This is a genomic window from Nocardia seriolae NBRC 15557, assembly GCF_007990715.1.
Classification (GTDB): domain Bacteria; phylum Actinomycetota; class Actinomycetes; order Mycobacteriales; family Mycobacteriaceae; genus Nocardia; species Nocardia seriolae.
On sequence record NZ_BJWY01000038.1, the window covers coordinates 16,675 to 32,845 of the forward strand.

13 protein-coding genes are annotated in these 16,171 nt (G+C 69.0%); 9 read left to right on the top strand and 4 right to left on the bottom strand.

Features of this window, described 5'->3' with window-relative positions; translation table 11 throughout:
* Positions 1 to 41 precede the first annotated feature (41 nt).
* The 4 genes from NS2_RS14270 to purM all read left to right on the top strand — a co-directional run bounded on the left by NS2_RS14270 (position 42) and on the right by purM (position 5,075).
* The gene (locus NS2_RS14270) at positions 42 to 1,082 is read left to right on the top strand and encodes an ABC transporter permease (RefSeq protein ID WP_033087930.1); all 1,041 of its coding nucleotides are present in this window, start codon (positions 42 to 44) and stop codon (positions 1,080 to 1,082) included.
* The gene (locus NS2_RS14275) at positions 1,082 to 2,107 is read left to right on the top strand and encodes an ABC transporter permease (RefSeq protein WP_045437829.1); all 1,026 of its coding nucleotides are present in this window, start codon (positions 1,082 to 1,084) and stop codon (positions 2,105 to 2,107) included. The genes NS2_RS14270 and NS2_RS14275 overlap by 1 nt, the downstream gene beginning before the upstream one ends.
* A complete protein-coding gene (locus NS2_RS14280; RefSeq protein WP_033087901.1) occupies positions 2,100 to 3,812 on the top strand; it encodes an ABC transporter ATP-binding protein in 1,713 nt (570 codons plus the stop codon). Before NS2_RS14275 ends, NS2_RS14280 begins: the two co-directional genes overlap by 8 nt.
* Before the next feature lie 183 nt (positions 3,813 to 3,995).
* Entirely contained in the window at positions 3,996 to 5,075 is a 1,080-nt protein-coding gene (gene purM / locus NS2_RS14285; protein ID WP_036548396.1) for a phosphoribosylformylglycinamidine cyclo-ligase, read from the top strand.
* A gap of 296 nt (positions 5,076 to 5,371) precedes the next feature.
* Here the strand turns inward: purM and NS2_RS14290 are convergent, their stop codons facing one another.
* From NS2_RS14290 to ygfZ, 4 genes are all read right to left on the bottom strand, one after another.
* The gene (locus NS2_RS14290) at positions 5,372 to 5,584 is read right to left on the bottom strand and encodes a DUF3073 domain-containing protein (RefSeq protein ID WP_071811571.1); all 213 of its coding nucleotides are present in this window, start codon (positions 5,582 to 5,584) and stop codon (positions 5,372 to 5,374) included.
* Positions 5,585 to 5,771: 187 nt separating this feature from the next.
* Positions 5,772 to 6,734, bottom strand: coding sequence for an asparaginase (locus NS2_RS14295; protein WP_033087903.1), 963 nt, complete (start codon positions 6,732 to 6,734; stop codon positions 5,772 to 5,774).
* A gap of 26 nt (positions 6,735 to 6,760) precedes the next feature.
* The gene (locus NS2_RS14300) at positions 6,761 to 7,429 is read right to left on the bottom strand and encodes an MOSC domain-containing protein (protein WP_033087904.1); all 669 of its coding nucleotides are present in this window, start codon (positions 7,427 to 7,429) and stop codon (positions 6,761 to 6,763) included.
* Positions 7,426 to 8,541 carry a CAF17-like 4Fe-4S cluster assembly/insertion protein YgfZ gene (gene ygfZ / locus NS2_RS14305; RefSeq protein WP_033087905.1) on the bottom strand — a complete coding sequence of 372 codons (1,116 nt, stop codon included), beginning with the start codon at positions 8,539 to 8,541 and terminating at the stop codon, positions 7,426 to 7,428. The genes NS2_RS14300 and ygfZ overlap by 4 nt, the downstream gene beginning before the upstream one ends.
* Positions 8,542 to 8,686: 145 nt before the next feature.
* Here ygfZ and NS2_RS14310 point away from each other — a divergent pair, with 145 nt between their 5' ends.
* The 5 genes from NS2_RS14310 (at position 8,687) to NS2_RS14330 (ending at position 16,030) form a co-directional block, all read left to right on the top strand.
* A complete protein-coding gene (locus NS2_RS14310; protein WP_033087906.1) occupies positions 8,687 to 9,613 on the top strand; it encodes an aminodeoxychorismate lyase in 927 nt (308 codons plus the stop codon).
* A 185-nt stretch (positions 9,614 to 9,798) separates the two neighbouring features.
* Positions 9,799 to 11,271, top strand: coding sequence for a cytochrome ubiquinol oxidase subunit I (locus NS2_RS14315; protein ID WP_033087907.1), 1,473 nt, complete (start codon positions 9,799 to 9,801; stop codon positions 11,269 to 11,271).
* Positions 11,272 to 11,280: 9 nt separating this feature from the next.
* On the top strand, positions 11,281 to 12,330 hold the full coding sequence (gene cydB / locus NS2_RS14320) for a cytochrome d ubiquinol oxidase subunit II (protein ID WP_033087908.1): 1,050 nt from the start codon (positions 11,281 to 11,283) through the stop codon (positions 12,328 to 12,330).
* Positions 12,331 to 12,386: 56 nt separating this feature from the next.
* Positions 12,387 to 14,369: an ABC transporter ATP-binding protein/permease gene (locus tag NS2_RS14325; protein WP_063865004.1), complete on the top strand. Its 1,983-nt coding sequence runs from the start codon at positions 12,387 to 12,389 to the stop codon at positions 14,367 to 14,369.
* Positions 14,366 to 16,030 carry an ATP-binding cassette domain-containing protein gene (locus NS2_RS14330; protein ID WP_033087909.1) on the top strand — a complete coding sequence of 555 codons (1,665 nt, stop codon included), beginning with the start codon at positions 14,366 to 14,368 and terminating at the stop codon, positions 16,028 to 16,030. The genes NS2_RS14325 and NS2_RS14330 overlap by 4 nt, the downstream gene beginning before the upstream one ends.
* The last annotated feature ends 141 nt before the right edge of the window (positions 16,031 to 16,171 follow it).

The window sequence follows — 16,171 nt, forward strand, 5'->3', positions numbered from 1 at the left end:
AGAAGGGCGGGCCGGCGACGGCCCGCCCCGCGGGAAAGCGATTGCGCGGCGGCAGTTCCCGCTACAGTGCGCTGCTGCGTTACCTCGGGGTGCGAGCGCTGCTCATCATCCCGACCACCTGGATCCTGGTCACCCTGGTCTTCTTCCTCATGCGCGTGATCGGCGACCCGATCAGCGCCGCCATGGGCGGGCGGCGGAGCCCGCAGCAGATCCAGGAGCGCAAGGAGGCGGCCGGGCTGAACCGGCCCATCCTCACCCAGTACTGGGAGTACCTGACCGGGCTGCTGCGCGGTGATTTCGGCCGCTCCCAGGACAATCGGGCGATCAGCGACGTCATCGTCACCTACGGCGCGGCCACCCTGGAGCTGGTCTTCTGGTCGCTCATCGTGGCCTTCGCGGTCGGCGTGCCGCTGGGCAGATACGCCGCCACCAAACGGGATTCGGCCCGTGATGTGAGCCTGCGGCTGTTCGCCATCCTGGTGTACGCCGCCCCCGTGTTCTTCGTCGGCCTGCTGCTCAAGCTGATCTTCTCGGTCAAGCTCGGCTGGCTGCCCGTTGCCGGACGGGCCAGCACCAATGTCGAGCTGCAACTGCAGCACGTGTCGCCCAAGACCAACATCATGATCGTGGACGCGTTCCTCTACGGCGACACGGGCTACATCGTCGACGTGCTGAAACACGCTGTGCTGCCCGCGATCGCGCTCGGCCTGCTGACCGCGGGCGTGTTCCTGCGGCTGGTGCGCATCAACCTGATCCAGACGCTGCGCGCGGGTTACGTCGAAGCCGCTCGTGCGCGTGGTCTTTCGGACCGCGTCGTCACCGGTCGGCACGCCTTCCGCAATGCCCTCATCCCGGTCGTCACCGTGATGGGCATGCAGATCGCCATGATGCTCGGCGGCGCGGTGCTCACCGAGACCACCTTCGAATGGAAGGGATTGGGCTACCAGCTGGCCAGTTACCTGCAGGCGCGCGACTTCGTTGCGGTGCAGGGCATCGTCGCGTTCATCGCCATCGTGGTGGCCGTCATGAGCTTCCTGGTGGACCTGATCGTGGCGCTCATCGACCCGCGAGTGAGGTTCTGATGGCGGTCATCGAAACCGGCGTCGGCACAACGGTTCCGCCGACCCGCTCCAAGCTGCGCATCCCCGGCCTGGCCCTGGTGCGCATGACCCACGGGCTGCAGCGTTTCACCCTGCTGCTCGGGCTCGCGCTGGTCGCGGGCTTCATCCTGGTGGCCGTCTTCGCGCCGCTCCTCGCGCCCTACGGGTTCGCGCAGAGCACCGCCGACGGCGTGGAATTCGCGCGGCAGCAGGCACCCTCGGCGGCGCACTGGTTCGGCACCTCGGTGCGCGGCGAGGACGTGTTCTCCCGCGTCATCTTCGGTGCGCGCACGGCACTGTCGGTGATCGCGGTGTCGCTGGTGCTGTCGCTGTTCGTCGGCGTGCCGCTGGGCCTGGTGTCCGGCTACCTCGGGCGCTGGGTGGACCGCATCCTGGTGCTGTTCATGGACGCCATGTACGCGTTCCCGTCGCTGCTGCTGGCCATCGTGGTGTCGATCGTGGTGTCGGGCGGGCAGTCGTCGAGCTTCGGCGGCATCCTGTCGGCGGCCATCGCCATCACCGTCATCTTCGTGCCGCAGTACTTCCGGGTGGTGCGCAATGCCACCATATCGGTGAAGCAGGAACCGTACGTGGACGCCGCGCGCGTCACCGGCGCGTCCACCACGCGAATCCTGTTCCGGCACATCCTCGCCAATGTCACCCAGTCGCTGCCGGTGCTCATCACCCTCAACGGCGCGGAGGCCATTCTGACCCTGGCGGGGTTGGGCTTCCTCGGCTTCGGCATCGAGCCCACCCAGGCCGCCGAATGGGGCTACGACCTCAACAAGGCGCTGTCCGATGTCTCCAACGGCATCTGGTGGACCGGCGTGTGGCCGGGCGTCGCCATCGTGCTGGTGGTGCTCGGCATGACCCTGGTCGGCGAGAGCCTCAACGAGGTGCTCAACCCGCTGCTGCGCACCCGCCGCGCGGCAACGGCACCCGCCGCCGAGATCGCTGCCGTCGAGGCCGACCCCACCGAATCCGCGAAGGAGGCGGACAATGCCTGAACCCGTACTGTCCTTCGAGGGCCTGACCGTCTGCTTCGCCACCGACTCCGGTCCGGTCGCGGCCGTGAACGACGTTTCCTACCAGGTGTTTCCGGGTGAGGTGCTGGCCGTGGTCGGCGAATCCGGCTCCGGCAAATCGGTGAGCTCCCGCACCGCCATGGGACTGCTGCCGCCCACCGCCACCGTGCGGGGCACCGTCGTCCTCGGTACCAAGGCCGTCACCAAGATGAGCGAGAGGGAACTCACCGCGCTGCGCGGCGGGGCCATCTCGATGGTGTTCCAGGAGCCCGGCGCGGCGCTGGACCCGCTGTTCACCGTCGGCTTCCAGATCGGCGAGGCGCTGCGCGCGCACTCCGGCATGAAGCGGAAGGCCGCGCGCGCCAAGGCGATCGAGCTGCTGCGCGCGGTCGGGCTGCCCGACCCGGAGGCACGGGTGGACTACTACCCGCACCAGCTCTCCGGCGGCCAGAAGCAGCGCGTGGTGATCGCCATCGCCATCGCCTGCGAGCCCAAGGTGATCATCGCCGACGAGCCGACCACCGCGCTCGACGTCACCGTGCAGGCCGAAATCCTGGAACTGCTGCGGGATCTGTGCGACCGCATCGGCGCGGCCATCGTGCTCATCACCCACAACATGGGCGTGGTCGCCGACCTCGCCGACCGCGTCGTGGTGATGCGCGAGGGCAAGATCGTCGAAGAGGCACCGGTGGACCGGCTCTTCGCCGAACCCCAGCACGAGTACACCCGGGCCCTGCTCGCGGCCGTGCCGAAACTGCATGTGCTGCCGGACAACTGGGAGGCCGACGAGGCTACCGACAGTGCCCCGGTGGCGGGTGCGGCGCTGGCCAAGACCATCGTCCGCGAACCCATCCCGGCCGATGCCGAGACGGTGCTCGAGGTCTCGAACCTGGTCGTGGAATTCCCGGCCCCGCTGGGCCGCCCTGCCTTCCGGGCGGTCGACGACGTCACCCTGAGCCTGCGCCGCGGCGAAACCCTCGGCCTGGTCGGCGAATCCGGCTCCGGCAAGTCCACCATCGGCCGCTGCGTGGCCGCCCTGCAACGCCCCACCGCGGGCAGCGTGCGGGTGCTCGGCACCGATATCGCCGGACTCTCCGAACGCAACCTGCGGCCCATCCGGCGGCGCTTCGGCTTCGTCTTCCAGGACCCGGCCACCTCCCTGAACCCGCGCCTCACCATCGGCGAGTGCGTGGCCGAACCGCTGCTGGTGCACAAGGAGGCCAAGGGGGCGGCCGCCCGCGAACGCGTCCGTCACCTGCTCGACGACGTGCAGCTCCCGGCCGGTGTGGAAAACCGCTACCCGCACGAGCTTTCGGGCGGTCAGCGCCAGCGCGTCAGCCTGGCCCGCGCCCTGGTCCTGCGCCCCGACCTGCTCGTGGCCGACGAACCCACCAGCGCCCTGGACGTCTCGGTCCAGGCCAAGGTGCTCGAGCTCTTCGCCGACCTGCAGCGCGAATGCGGCTGGGCCTGCCTGTTCATCAGCCACGACCTCGCCGTGGTGGATCAGCTCGCCGACCGGATCGTGGTACTGCGCAATGGCGCGGTGGTCGAACAGGGTGACAATGACGACATCCTGCGCCGCCCGCGCGAGGAGTACACCCGACGACTGGTCGCCGCCGTCCCGGTCCCGGACCCGGTGGAGCAACGCCGTCGGCATCGTTACGAAACGCGACAACTGATTTCGTAGCGATATGGGTAACTCGTGGGGTACGTCCAAAATTGGTTCGGTTCCCAACCGCCGGCCCGCATGCACGGCCGGCGACGGCTCTCAGCCGTGCGTTGAAGGCCCGGGGAGGCGGGGGAGTGAGGCGGGAATGCTACCGTGAGCAGGCATCCTATCCACCGATTCGGCTTGGAGCTCTCCCCGACAATGACTGAACAGACCCCCAGCGGCGCCGGTGCCTCGTACGCGGCGGCCGGTGTCGATATCGAAGCCGGTGACCGCGCAGTCGAGTTGTTCGCGCCGCTGGCGAAGAAGGCAAGCCGCCCCGAGGTACAGGGCGGACTCGGCGGCTTCGCAGGGCTGTTCGCACTGAAGGGCGGCTACAAGGAGCCGTTGCTCGCCGCCTCCACCGACGGCGTCGGCACCAAGATCGCGGTCGCCCAGGCCCTCGACAAGCACGACACCATCGGCCTGGACCTGGTCGCCATGGTCGTCGACGACCTGGTGGTCTGCGGCGCCGAACCGCTGTTCCTGCAGGACTACATCGCCGTCGGCAAGGTGGTCCCGGAGCGGGTCGCGCAGATCGTGTCCGGCATCGCCGAGGGCTGTGTCATCGCGGGCTGCGCCCTGCTCGGCGGCGAGACCGCCGAGCACCCGGGCCTGATGGGCGCGGACGACTACGACATCTCCGGCACCGGCGTCGGCGTGGTCGAGGCCGACGCCGTGCTCGGCCCGGACCGCGTCCGCCCCGGCGACGTGGTCATCGGCATGGGCTCCTCGGGCCTGCACTCCAACGGCTACTCACTGGCCCGCAAGGTGCTGCTCGACATCGACCGCATGTCCCTCACCGGGCACGTCGAGGAATTCGGCCGCACCCTCGGCGAGGAACTGCTGGAGCCCACCAAGATCTACGCCAAGGACTGCCTGGCCCTGATCGCCGAGACCGACGTGCGCACCTTCTGCCACGTGACGGGCGGCGGCCTGGCCGCCAACCTGGCCCGCGTGCTCCCCGCCGGTATGGTCGCCGAGCTGGACCGCGGCACCTGGAACCCGGCCCCGGTCTTCAAGATGATCGCCCAGCGCGGCCGCGTCGAGCGCGCCGAGATGGAGAAGACCTTCAACATGGGCGTCGGCATGGTCGCGGTCGTCGCCCCCGAGGACGCCGACCGCGCCCTCGCGGTCCTCACCGCCCGCCACATCGACTGCTGGACCCTCGGCACGGTGAAGAAGGCCAAGGACATCGACTCCGCCCGCGCAGTCCTGCTGGGCGACCACCCGCGCTTCTGAGCGTCAACAACGAAGGGCCCCGGCCACTCTGGAGAGTGGCCGGGGCCCTTCGCTGTGTCCGGCAGCGGTTCGCTGCGAGCTGGAGATTATTCGTCTCTCAACGTGACAACTGATTTCGTGCCGACCGGGGTAACTCATCGGGTACGTCCAAAATCGGTTTGGCACCCCACCGTCGGCACGCATGCGAAACTGACTACGGATCCCAGCCGTGCGCTGAAGGCGCGGGGAGGCGGGGGGAGACGTGCTAAAGGGGGAAGCCCGATGGCCTCCCCCTGCAGTGCGTCGGAAAATCCGAGTCAGCGACGCCAGTCGTCGTAGCTGTCTTCTTCTTCCCAGCTCGACCGCGATTCGCTCGCGTCATGCTCTTCGGAAAGCACACCACTCCGCTGCGTGTCGGAGGGACTCCCCGACAGCTCTCGCTGAAGGCTCGAGAAGTCGGTCGACGGCGAGCTGTACTTGAGCTCCCGTGCAACCTTGGTCTGCTTTGCCTTAGCCCGGCCACGGCCCATGGCTGACCCCCTCGCGTCACTGCGGGGCGGCCTGGGGTGGGTTTGGCGGCCCCGTTCGAATTAATACTCTTCCTGACGAACACTTTAGCGTGTGTCCGGCGGTCGCGCTTCCAGGAGTGGGGGATAAACGTCCCGGGGCCGGGCGCACCCGCCCGCGCGGGGTCGGGAAAAGCGTGCCGACCGGCGGCTACAGCACGCCGGGGATGGCTCGGATGATGCCCACGCGGGCCCCGCCGCCGAGCACGGCGGGGGCCGCCAGCTCGGCGTGCGCGTCCGTCCAATCGACGCCGATACGCTGGAGAATCGCCAGCGTCAACGGAAGTCGCGCGCGGTCCGCGCCGTCGTCGATCTGGTACGCGAAGGCCGAACCGTCGGGCAGCGCGCCGGCGTGCACGCCGTCCGCGCCGATCTTGCAGACCAGACCGGGGGTCGCGGTCATCACCCGGAAATCGGGGCCGTCCGTGCCGGAAATCACTCGGGGGTGCGCGCGGATCGCGTCCGCTATGCGGCGTTCGGGGGTATCGGTGGCCGCGGTGGCGAAGGTGGCGTAGGCGCGGGCCAGGTTCACCAGCGAGACCGGCACGATGGGCAGGCCGCAGCCGTCGATGCCGAGATCGGTCTCCGGCTCGCCGGTCACGTCGGCCACGGTCTCCAGCACCGCCTGCTGCAGCGGGTGGCCGACCTCCAGGTAGCCGCGGGTCGGCCAGTCGTTGATCTTGCAGGTGGCCAGCATGGCGGCGTGTTTGCCCGAGCAGTTCATGTAGACGCGCCGTACGGCTTTCACGCGGTCGCTACCGGCCAGCGCCTGGGCCCGGGCCTGCTCCTCGAAGGGCAGATCGGGCGGGCACTCCAGATCGTCCTCGGTGAATCCGAAGCGATCCAGCAGCCGCCGCACCAGTTCCACGTGGTCGGGCTCGCCGAAGTGCGACGCGGTCGAGATGGCCAGCTCGGCGTCGTCGACGGGCTCGAAACCATTGCGCAGCAAGGTGAGTGCCTGCATGGGCTTGTTGGTGGAGCGCGGGAAGATCGGGCCGTGCACCGCGCCGACCTCGACCAGCGGGTCACCGTCGGGCCGCAGGATCACCGCCGAGCCGCGATGCACGCACTCCCGGAAGCCGGAGCGAACCACCTCGACCAGATCCACGCTCATGCTCGAATTCCCTTCGCTGCTCGGTGTCATCGGTTCGCCCCGGCGTGGCGGCGGCGGTGGCGGTGGCGGTCGATCTGCATGCGCACGTCATCGGAAATGGTGGGCTCGGCCTCGGCCAGCAGATCCAGGCGGGCCGGGTCCGCGCCGGTGAACAGATCGCGGACGGTGACGCCGTGCGCGGGCACGTGCACCACCGCGACCTCGTCGCCCGCGCCTATCGCACCCTCGGTGAGGACACGCAGGTATGCGCCCGTATTCGCCTGCGCGGTGAAGCGTTTCACCCACTGCGGCTCGCCCGAATGCCATTGGAAGGTGGCGCAGGGGACGCGCGGGGCGGAGACCTCCAGGAGCGTGTCCCCGACGGTCCAGCGCTCGCCGATCACGGCGTCGCTCACCGGAAGGCCGGAGACGCGCAGGTTTTCGCCGAACCAGCCGGGCGCGAGCTCGCGGCCCAGTTCCCCGGCCCAGCGGACGGCGTCCTCCTCGGCGTAGGCGTAGACGGCCTGGTGCGCGCCGCCGTGATGCACGGTGTCGCACACGTGGTCGCCGTCGAGGCCGAGCGCGGTGACCGGAACCCGGTGCGGCACCGGGCGTTTGTCGATGGCGGTGCGGCCCACCTTGGACGAGCGGGCGGGCACCTCCAGCTCGGCGTGCACGACGCAGACGGCCAGCACCCGGCCGGCGGCAGCGTTCATCGGCCGCGTAGCTTCTCGACGGCGAGCCGACCGGCCTGCGGCTCGTCGTGGGCCGGAACCGAATCGGGGTCGATGGCCGCGGCGCACGGGCCGGCCACCAGCTCGGTGTCGACCGGGATGCTGCGTTTGATCAGGGCCAGCGCGATCGGGCCGAACTCGTAGTGGTCGATCACGGTGCCCAGCACGCCGACGGCGCGGCCGCCCGCGGTCACCGGATCACCCGGCGCCGGACGGGAATCCGCGGAACCGTCCAGGTGCAGCAGCACCAGATGGCGCGGCGGCTTGCCGAGATTGTGCACCCGGGCGACCGTCTCCTGGCCGCGGTAGCAGCCCTTGTTCAGGTGCACGGCACCGTATTCGGCGGGGCCGCCGATCCAGTTCACCTCGTGCGGGATGGTGCGGTCATCGGTGTCGACGCCGATGCGCGGGCGCAGCGCCGCCGCGCGCAGCGCCTCGAAGGCCCACATGCCCGCGGCCGCCGCGCCCGCCTCGCGCAGCCGCGTCCACCAGGTGACGAGCTGATCGCGGGGGATGACGAGGTCGAAGGAATCGGCCGTGGGCCAGGGCATGCGTCGGATGAAACCGCCACCGGGCAGGGCCACGGCGCGGTAGGTGTCGGGAAGGGCTGGGACGCCCAGGGTTCCGGTGAGTTCGGTCACGCCGGGGCCGAGCAGGCTCAATATCGCGTGGTCTTGGGCCTCGACGGGCTTGGCGTCGGCCCAGAAGACCATCTTCTGGAGGAAGTTCAGCAGACCCGGTCCGCGCTCCGCCTCGGTGTCGATCCACACCGTGCCGTCGAGGTCGGTGAGCACGAAGTGATTGAGCACCCGGCCGTTCAGATCCAGGTCGAGATTCTCCGCGGATTCGCCGTCACCCAGATCGGCGACGGCCTGACTGGAGATGGTGTGCAGCCAACTCAGGCGTTCCTTCCCGGTGATGGCGAGCACGAACCGGTGGGAACGATCCACCACCGCCACCTGCTGTACCGCCGCGCGCTGCTCGCCGAAGGGATTGCCGTAATGCCACGCGACCGCGGCATCCGGAGACTCCGGCAACCCCGCGACAGCCCCTGGAACCAGCAGTATCGGACTGGGCGCAACCGAGAAGGACACAACAACACCCTATGCCAACCGGTCGGAGAGCCGGATGGCGCTTCTGCGTCGGCGGCCGGGTGGGGGATCGGATGCCAGGTGGCTTGACTGGGTCGGCGGCGCGGTAAACGCACCGCGACGGTGCATCTGTCATAGGGTCGAACGCATGGTGGAACGGGTTCTGGTGACTATCGATGGCGCGATCCAGGATCCGGACGCGCCTTTTTTGTATGCGGACGATATCGGTGCCCTGCGGGGGGACGGCATCTTCGAAACCGTGCTGGTGCGCGATGGCGTGCCGGGTGCGCTGGAATTGCATCTGGCTCGGCTGCGGCGGTCGGCCGAGGCGCTCGATCTGCCCGCGCCGGATCTGGAGGCGTGGCGGTTCGCGGTGGAGTTGGCGGCCGAGGAATGGGGCCGCGAGCGCGAGGGGACGCTGCGGATGGTGCTCACCCGGGGGCGTGAGAGCGATCACGGTGACAATGGCAAACCATCGGCAAACAAGAGTAGGGACCTGGCCGGAGCCGAACCCGCCACCACCGGTTACGTTTTGGTGGTCGGGGTGCCCGAGCGTGTGAAAAAGGCTCGGGCCGAGGGTGTTTCGGTGATCACGCTGTCGCGGGGCATCTCCGTCGATCTGGCGCAGAACGCGCCCTGGCTGCTGCTGGGCGCGAAGACGCTGTCCTACGCGACCAATATGTCGGCACTGCGATTCGCCCAGCGGATGGGCGCGGACGATGTCATCTTCACCAGCACTGAGCACCGGGTGCTGGAGGGTCCGCGCTCGACGGTCGTCGTGCAGCGCGACGACAAGCTCATCACCCCGCCCGCGCGAAATGGCGTGCTGCCCGGCACGACTCAGCGCGCGCTGTACACGCAGGCCGAGAAGGCGGGCTGGGAGTGCCGCTACGAGCCGCTGTGGGTGGCCGATCTGATCACCGCCGACGCGGTGTGGCTGCTGTCGTCGGTGACGCTGGCCGCGCGGGTCAATTCGCTGGACGGGCTGCGCATGTCGGCCCCGGAGAACGCGGGCGAGATCATCGAGATGGTGAACCGGGGCATTGCCCTGCCCGGGAGTCTGGCGGACTGGTGATCAGGATTCAAGGGCCTTTTGCCTGATTCGTTCCCCGATTCGTCATGTCGTACAGGGACCTTGGCGGTGAGTCTGTCACATTGTGGCAAATTGACCGCACACTGTGGCGCGCCGCATGTTGATCTGAAGACCAGTCGGCGTAGTGTCTGTTACTACGTCATGTCGTAGATCGGCAGGGAGGTCGGATGAGCGTCGTAGATCTGGCGCGCTGGCAGTTCGGAATCACAACCGTCTATCACTTCATCCTGGTGCCACTCACCATCGGCCTCGCTCCGCTCGTCGCGGGCATGCAGACCGCCTGGGTGATCACCGGGAAGGAGCATTGGTTAAGGCTCACAAAGTTTTTCGGGAAACTGTTCCTGATCAACTTCGCTCTCGGCGTCGCCACCGGCATCGTGCAGGAATTCCAGTTCGGCATGAGCTGGAGCGAGTACTCCCGCTTCGTCGGTGACGTCTTCGGCGCACCGCTGGCCATGGAGGCGCTGGTCGCCTTCTTCATGGAGTCGACGTTCCTGGGCCTGTGGATCTTCGGGTGGACGCGACTACCCAAGAAGGTGCACCTGGCCTGCATCTGGCTGGTCGCCATCGGCGTCAACGCCTCCGCGTACTTCATCATCGCCGCCAACTCGTTCATGCAGCACCCGGTCGGCGCGGAGTACAACCCGGCCACCGGGCGCGCCGAGCTGCACAGCATCTGGGCGGTGCTCACCAACAACACCACCCTCGCCGCCTTCCCGCACGTGGTGGCCGGATCCTTCCTGACCTCGGGCACTTTCGTCGCGGGCATCGCGGGCTGGTGGATGGTGCGCAACGCCCGCAAGGCCAAGGCCGAGGGCAGCGATGCGCCGCTAGAGGAGGCCCGCACCATGTGGCGGCCCAGCGCGCGCATGGGGCTGTACGTCATCCTGATCGCCGCGGTGGCGCTCATCTTCACCGGTGACATCCAGGGCAAGCTCATGTTCAAGCAGCAGCCCATGAAAATGGCCTCGGCCGAATCGCTTTGCAGCACGCAGACCGATCCCGACTTCTCGGTGCTGACCATCGGCACCCACAACAACTGCGACAGCGTGGACCACCTCATCGAGGTGCCCTACGTGCTGCCGTGGCTGGCCACCGGCGACTTCACCGGTGTGACGCTCAAGGGCGTCAAGGATCTGCAGGTCGAGTACAACCAGAAGTACGGGATCGGCGACTACCGGCCCAACCTGTTCGTCACCTACTGGTCCTTCCGCGCCATGATCACCTGGATGGCCGGCTCGATCCTGTTGGTGCTGGCCGGATTCTGGGTCACCCGCCGCGGCCGCATCCCGGACCAGACCTGGTTCAGCTGGCTGTCGCTGATCGCCATCGCCACGCCGTTCCTGGGCAATATCTCCGGCTGGATCTTCACCGAGATGGGCCGCCAGCCCTGGGTCGTCGCACCCAACCCGACCGGCGACCAGCACATCCGAATGACGGTGCAGCAGGGCGTTTCCGGGATCTCGGCGGGCACGGTGCTCACCTCGCGCATCGTGTTCACGGCGCTCTACGGACTGCTGGCCATCGGGTGGTTCTACCTGATGCGCCGGTACGTGATCGCCGGACCCGACAAGGCCACCGACACGGAAACCCCGAAGATGACCGGGGATTCCGTCGAGAAGCTTTCCTTCGCCTACTAGGAGCCGAGGATGAGTCTCCCTGAATTCTGGTTTCTCCTGATCGCGGTCCTGTTCACCGGCTACTTCGTGCTCGAGGGCTTCGACTTCGGCGTCGGCATGCTGCTGCCCATCATCGGGCGCGGCGACGAAGTGAAGAAGCGCGTGGTGCTCAACACCATCGGACCGGTGTGGGACGGCAACGAGGTGTGGCTGCTCACCGGCGGCGGCGCCATGTTCGCGGCCTTCCCGGAGTGGTACGCCAGCCTGTTCTCCGGGTTCTACCTGGCGCTGTTGCTCATCCTGGTCGGCCTGATCGCCCGTGCCTGCGCCATCGAATGGCGCGGCAAGATCAACGACCCGCGCTGGCGCAACTGGTGCGATATCGGCATCGCGCTCGGCTCCTGGATCCCGGCGCTGGCCTGGGGCCTGGCCTTCGCCAACATCGTGCACGGCGTGAAGCTCAACGAGCACAAGCAGATCGAGGGCAATCTGTTCGACCTGCTCACCCCGTACGGTCTCCTCGGCGGGCTGACGACGCTGCTGCTGTTCATGCTGCACGGCGCGGTGTTCATCGCGCTCAAGACCGGCAACGACGTCCGCGACGACGCGCAGCGCATCATCCGGCTGCTGTTCGTCCCCACCGCCGTGGTGGTGGCGGCCTTCGGCATCTGGACCCAGCTGGCCTACGGGCAGGGCTGGACCTGGATTCCGTTGGTGCTGGCCGTGATCGGGCTGCTGGTCGCGGGCGCGGCGGCGACCCAGGGCCGCGACGGCTGGGCCTTCACCGGCACCGCGGTCACCATCGCGGCGGCCACCGTGCTGCTGTTCGGGTCGCTGTTCCCGGATGTGCTGCCGTCCACCGTCAATGACGCGTTCAGCCTCACCGTCGATGGTCGAAACGGCACCGTGTCCGCGTCCTCGACCCATTACACGCTGGTGGTGATGAGCTGGGTCGCGGTGGCCCTGGTCCCGGTCGTCCTGGTGTACCAGGCCTGGACCTACTGGGTGTTCCGCAAGCGGCTCACCATGGAGCAGATTCCGGCCCCGATCGGACTGCCCATGGAATCCGCCAAGAGCTGAACGGGGAACGGGCGCACTCGTATCGGGTGCGCCCGTTTTCGCAGAGGAGATCGACCATGGCACGACCGGTGGACCCGCGACTGTGGCGGCACGCCCGCTCCGCGCGCAGGTATCTCGGACTCAGTGTGGGGCTGTCGCTGGTCACCACCGGCTGCATAGTCGTCGCGGCGCTCGCCTTGGCGCGGGTGCTCGCGGGGGTCATCACCGAACCCGACCATCGCCGGATCGGCTCCTGGACGGCCGAACTCGTCATCTTCGCGTTCGCGGTCGGGTGTCGGGTGGCCGCCACCTGGTGGCAGTCCCGCCTCGCGCACCGGGCCGGGGCCCAGGTGGTCGCCGAACTCGAGACCACCGCCCTGGCCGCCGGAGCCCAGCTGCCGCCCCGCGGATTGGAAGGCCGCCGAACCGAACTCGCCGTCGTGGTCGGCTCGGGCCTGAGCGGGCTGCGCGCCTATCTCGCGGGCTACCTGCCCGCCCTGATCCTGACCATGTTCGTGCCGCCCGTGGTGCTGGCCGTGATCGCCGTCCACGACTGGGTCTCCGGCGCGATCATCGCCGTCACCCTGCCCCTGATTCCGATCTTCATGATCCTGATCGGCCTGCTCACCCAGGGCAAGTCCGCCGACACCCTGGCCGCCACCACGCGGCTCTCCGATCAGCTGCTGGACCTGTTCGCGGGCATGCCCACCCTGCGCGCGCTGGGCCGCGAGACCGGCCGCCCGGCGTCCGATCCCGCCGGTGACGGTGCGAACCACGCGGGGGAGCAGGGCGATTCGCCCCGCAGCATGGCCGGGCGGGTCCGCGAACTGGGCGAGATACTGCACCGCCGGACCATGTCCGCGCTGCGCTTGGCCTTCCTGTCGTCCATGGTCCTGGAGATGCTCGCCACCCTCTGCGTGGCGCTGGTCGCGGTCTCCATCGGCATGCGCCTGGTCTTCGGCCACATGGGGCTGTACGCGGGACTGCTGGCGCTGATTCTCGCCCCCGAGGTCTATCTCCCGCTGCGCACCCTCGGCGAACGCTTCCATGCCGCCCAGGACGGAATGGCCGCGGCCGAAAAGGCTTTCGCCATCATCGAACCGGACGCCGATCGGGGGGAGGACGCTCCCGTGCGCCCGGGCCCCGGCGCTCGCCCGAATGTGAACGGCCACATCGACGTCCGCAACCTCACCGTCCGCGCCCGCGACGGATACGCCCCGGACCGGCTGCGCGCCGATATCCGGCCCGGTTCGGTCACGGTGCTGACCGGTCCCAACGGCTGTGGCAAATCGACGGCCCTGCAAGCCATCCTGGGCCTGCTCACGCCCGACTCCGGCACCGTCCTGGTCGATGACGTCCCCGTCCCCGATCTGGACCTCGACCACTGGTGGTCACACATCGCCTGGCTGCCCCAGCGGCCCGTCCTCGTCCCCGGCACGCTGCGCGCCAACCTCGAACTCCTCGGCCCCCCGGCCACGCCCGAACTTGTCGAAGCCGCGTGCACCGCAACCGGTTTCGACGCGGTCCTGAAGTCCCTCCCCGAAGGGTGGGACACCGTGGTCGGCGTGGGTGGCATCGGCCTGTCGCTCGGCCAGCGCCAGCGCCTGGCCCTCACCCGCACTCTCGCGGCCCCGCGCTCGATCCTGCTCCTGGACGAACCCACCGCCCATCTCGACGAGGACAGCGAGGCAACGGTTCTGGCCGCCCTCGTCGACCGTGCCCGCGCCGGTGCCACCGTGGTCGTGGTAGCCCACCGCCCGTCGGTTCTCGCGGTCGCCGACCACACGGTCGAAGTCCACGCCACCCCCGCCCCGGCCGTCGCCGTCGCGAATCCGGATCCGGCGTCGAGGAAGGCATCCACGGATGTGAACGATCCCCGCGAGGTGGCACGAAGCGCTGCGCGTGTACCGAAATCAGCCGCCGCCGAATCGGTATCGGGGCCGCCGCCGTTCACCGTCGCGAACGCCGGGCCCGGCGACAGCTATCCGGTTGGTGCGGCCCGCGAGCCTTCGCTTCGCAATGTGGAAGTGGCGGGCGTGGGGGAGGTGTCGTCGCGATGAGGACGGTACTGGCGGATTTCCGGCGGATCAGGGAGCTGCTCGAGCTGTCGCGGGCGCGGATGGCGCTGTCGATCGGGTGGGGCGTGCTGGCGCTCGGCAGCGGGCTGGGGCTGGCGGCCCTGGCGGCCTGGCTGATCGCGCGCGCCTGGCAGATGCCGCCGGTGCTGGATCTGAGCATCGCCGTGGTGACCGTTCGCGCGCTGGGCATCTCGCGTGGGCTGTGCCGATACCTGGAGCGCCTGGCCACCCACGATGTGGCGTTGCGCGCCATGAGCACGGCGCGGACCACGACCTATCGGACCCTGGCGGGAGCCGACATCTGGCGGCCGCGGCGCACCGGGGCGGCAACTGCCGGGCCGGAGGACGAAGTGCGGCAGGGCGATCCGACCCAGTTGCGGCGCGGCGAGCTGCTCGGGCGGGTCATGAACGATATCGACGATCTCGGGGCCGTGGTGGTGCGGGCATTCGTGCCGATCGCGGTGGCGATCATCCTGTCGCTGCTGGCCGTCGGACTGCTGGCGAGCATCTCGGTGCTCGCGGCGGCGATTCTGGCGGTGGCGCTGGCGGTTTCGGGAATCATCGCGCCGTGGTTGTCGGCGCGGGCGGCCAGGGAGGCGGAGCTGGCGGTGCGGACGGATCGCACCGAGTTCACCGCCGAGGCGCTCACCGTGCTCGATCACGCGCCCGAATTGCGGGTCGCGGGACGGCTTTCCGACGCGGTCGGCGCGGCCACCGCGGCGGGGCAGCGGGCCGTGGCGGCCGAGGATCGGGCGGCCGCGCGCAGCGCCTGGGCGGCGGCGGTGCTGCCGCTGTCGATCGGGGCGAGCGTGCTGGGCGCGCTGCTGATCGGAATCGTGCTCTACGGCAGCGGGACTCCCATCCCGACGGCCGGGTTCCAGACGGTGCCGCCGGGCGGCATCACGCCGATGGCGTTCACCGTGCTGGTGCTGGTGCTGGTGCCACTGTCGGCCTTCGAAGCCGTCGCGGTGCTGCCGGCGGCAGCCCAGGCCCTGACCACCGGCCGCGCCGCCCTGCACCGCCTGAACCGGCTCGAACACGACGAATCCGACTCTCCCGTGCCGACTTTCCCGCCACTGCCCGCGGGTCGCCGCATCGCGGTCGTCGGTCCCAGCGGCGCGGGCAAGACCACACTGCTGATGGCCTGGGCCGGACTGTTCGACACGCCCCACCCGGGCGTCACCTTCTTCGCCGAGGACGCCCATCTGTTCGGCACCACCGTGCTCGAGAATCTGCGGGTGGCCCGTGGCGACATCACCGCCGCCGAAGCCGAGACCGCCCTGCGCGCGGTGGGAGCCGGACCCTGGCTGGACTCCCTGCCCGATGGCGTCGACACCGATCTGGTCGGCGGAGCGGCCGCGGTCTCCGGCGGTCAGCGCCGCCGCATCCTGCTGGCCCGCGCCCTGCTCTCCCCTGCCTGCACCCTGCTGCTGGACGAGCCGACCGAACACCTCGAGGCCGACGCCGGGGCCGAATTGCTGCGCCGCCTGCTGGACGAATCGAGCGGACTGGTGGACCGCGACCGCACCGTCGTGGTGGTCACCCATCAGCTGCCATCGGACGCCAAGGCCGACACCATTGTTCGAGTCCAACCGGGCGGTTCTGTTTCGATCGAGACCTTTATTGCCGCAACGACTCCCTGAACTGCGATTTCGCAGTCCGAGAAAATACGTTGCCGCCTCTGACTCATCCGACTAACTTCGTCGGTACACAGGAAGGAGGTGGTTCGAGAATGATTTCTAGGACGCGTGAGGTGGCTGCCCGCTAGGCGCTACCGCTGCAAT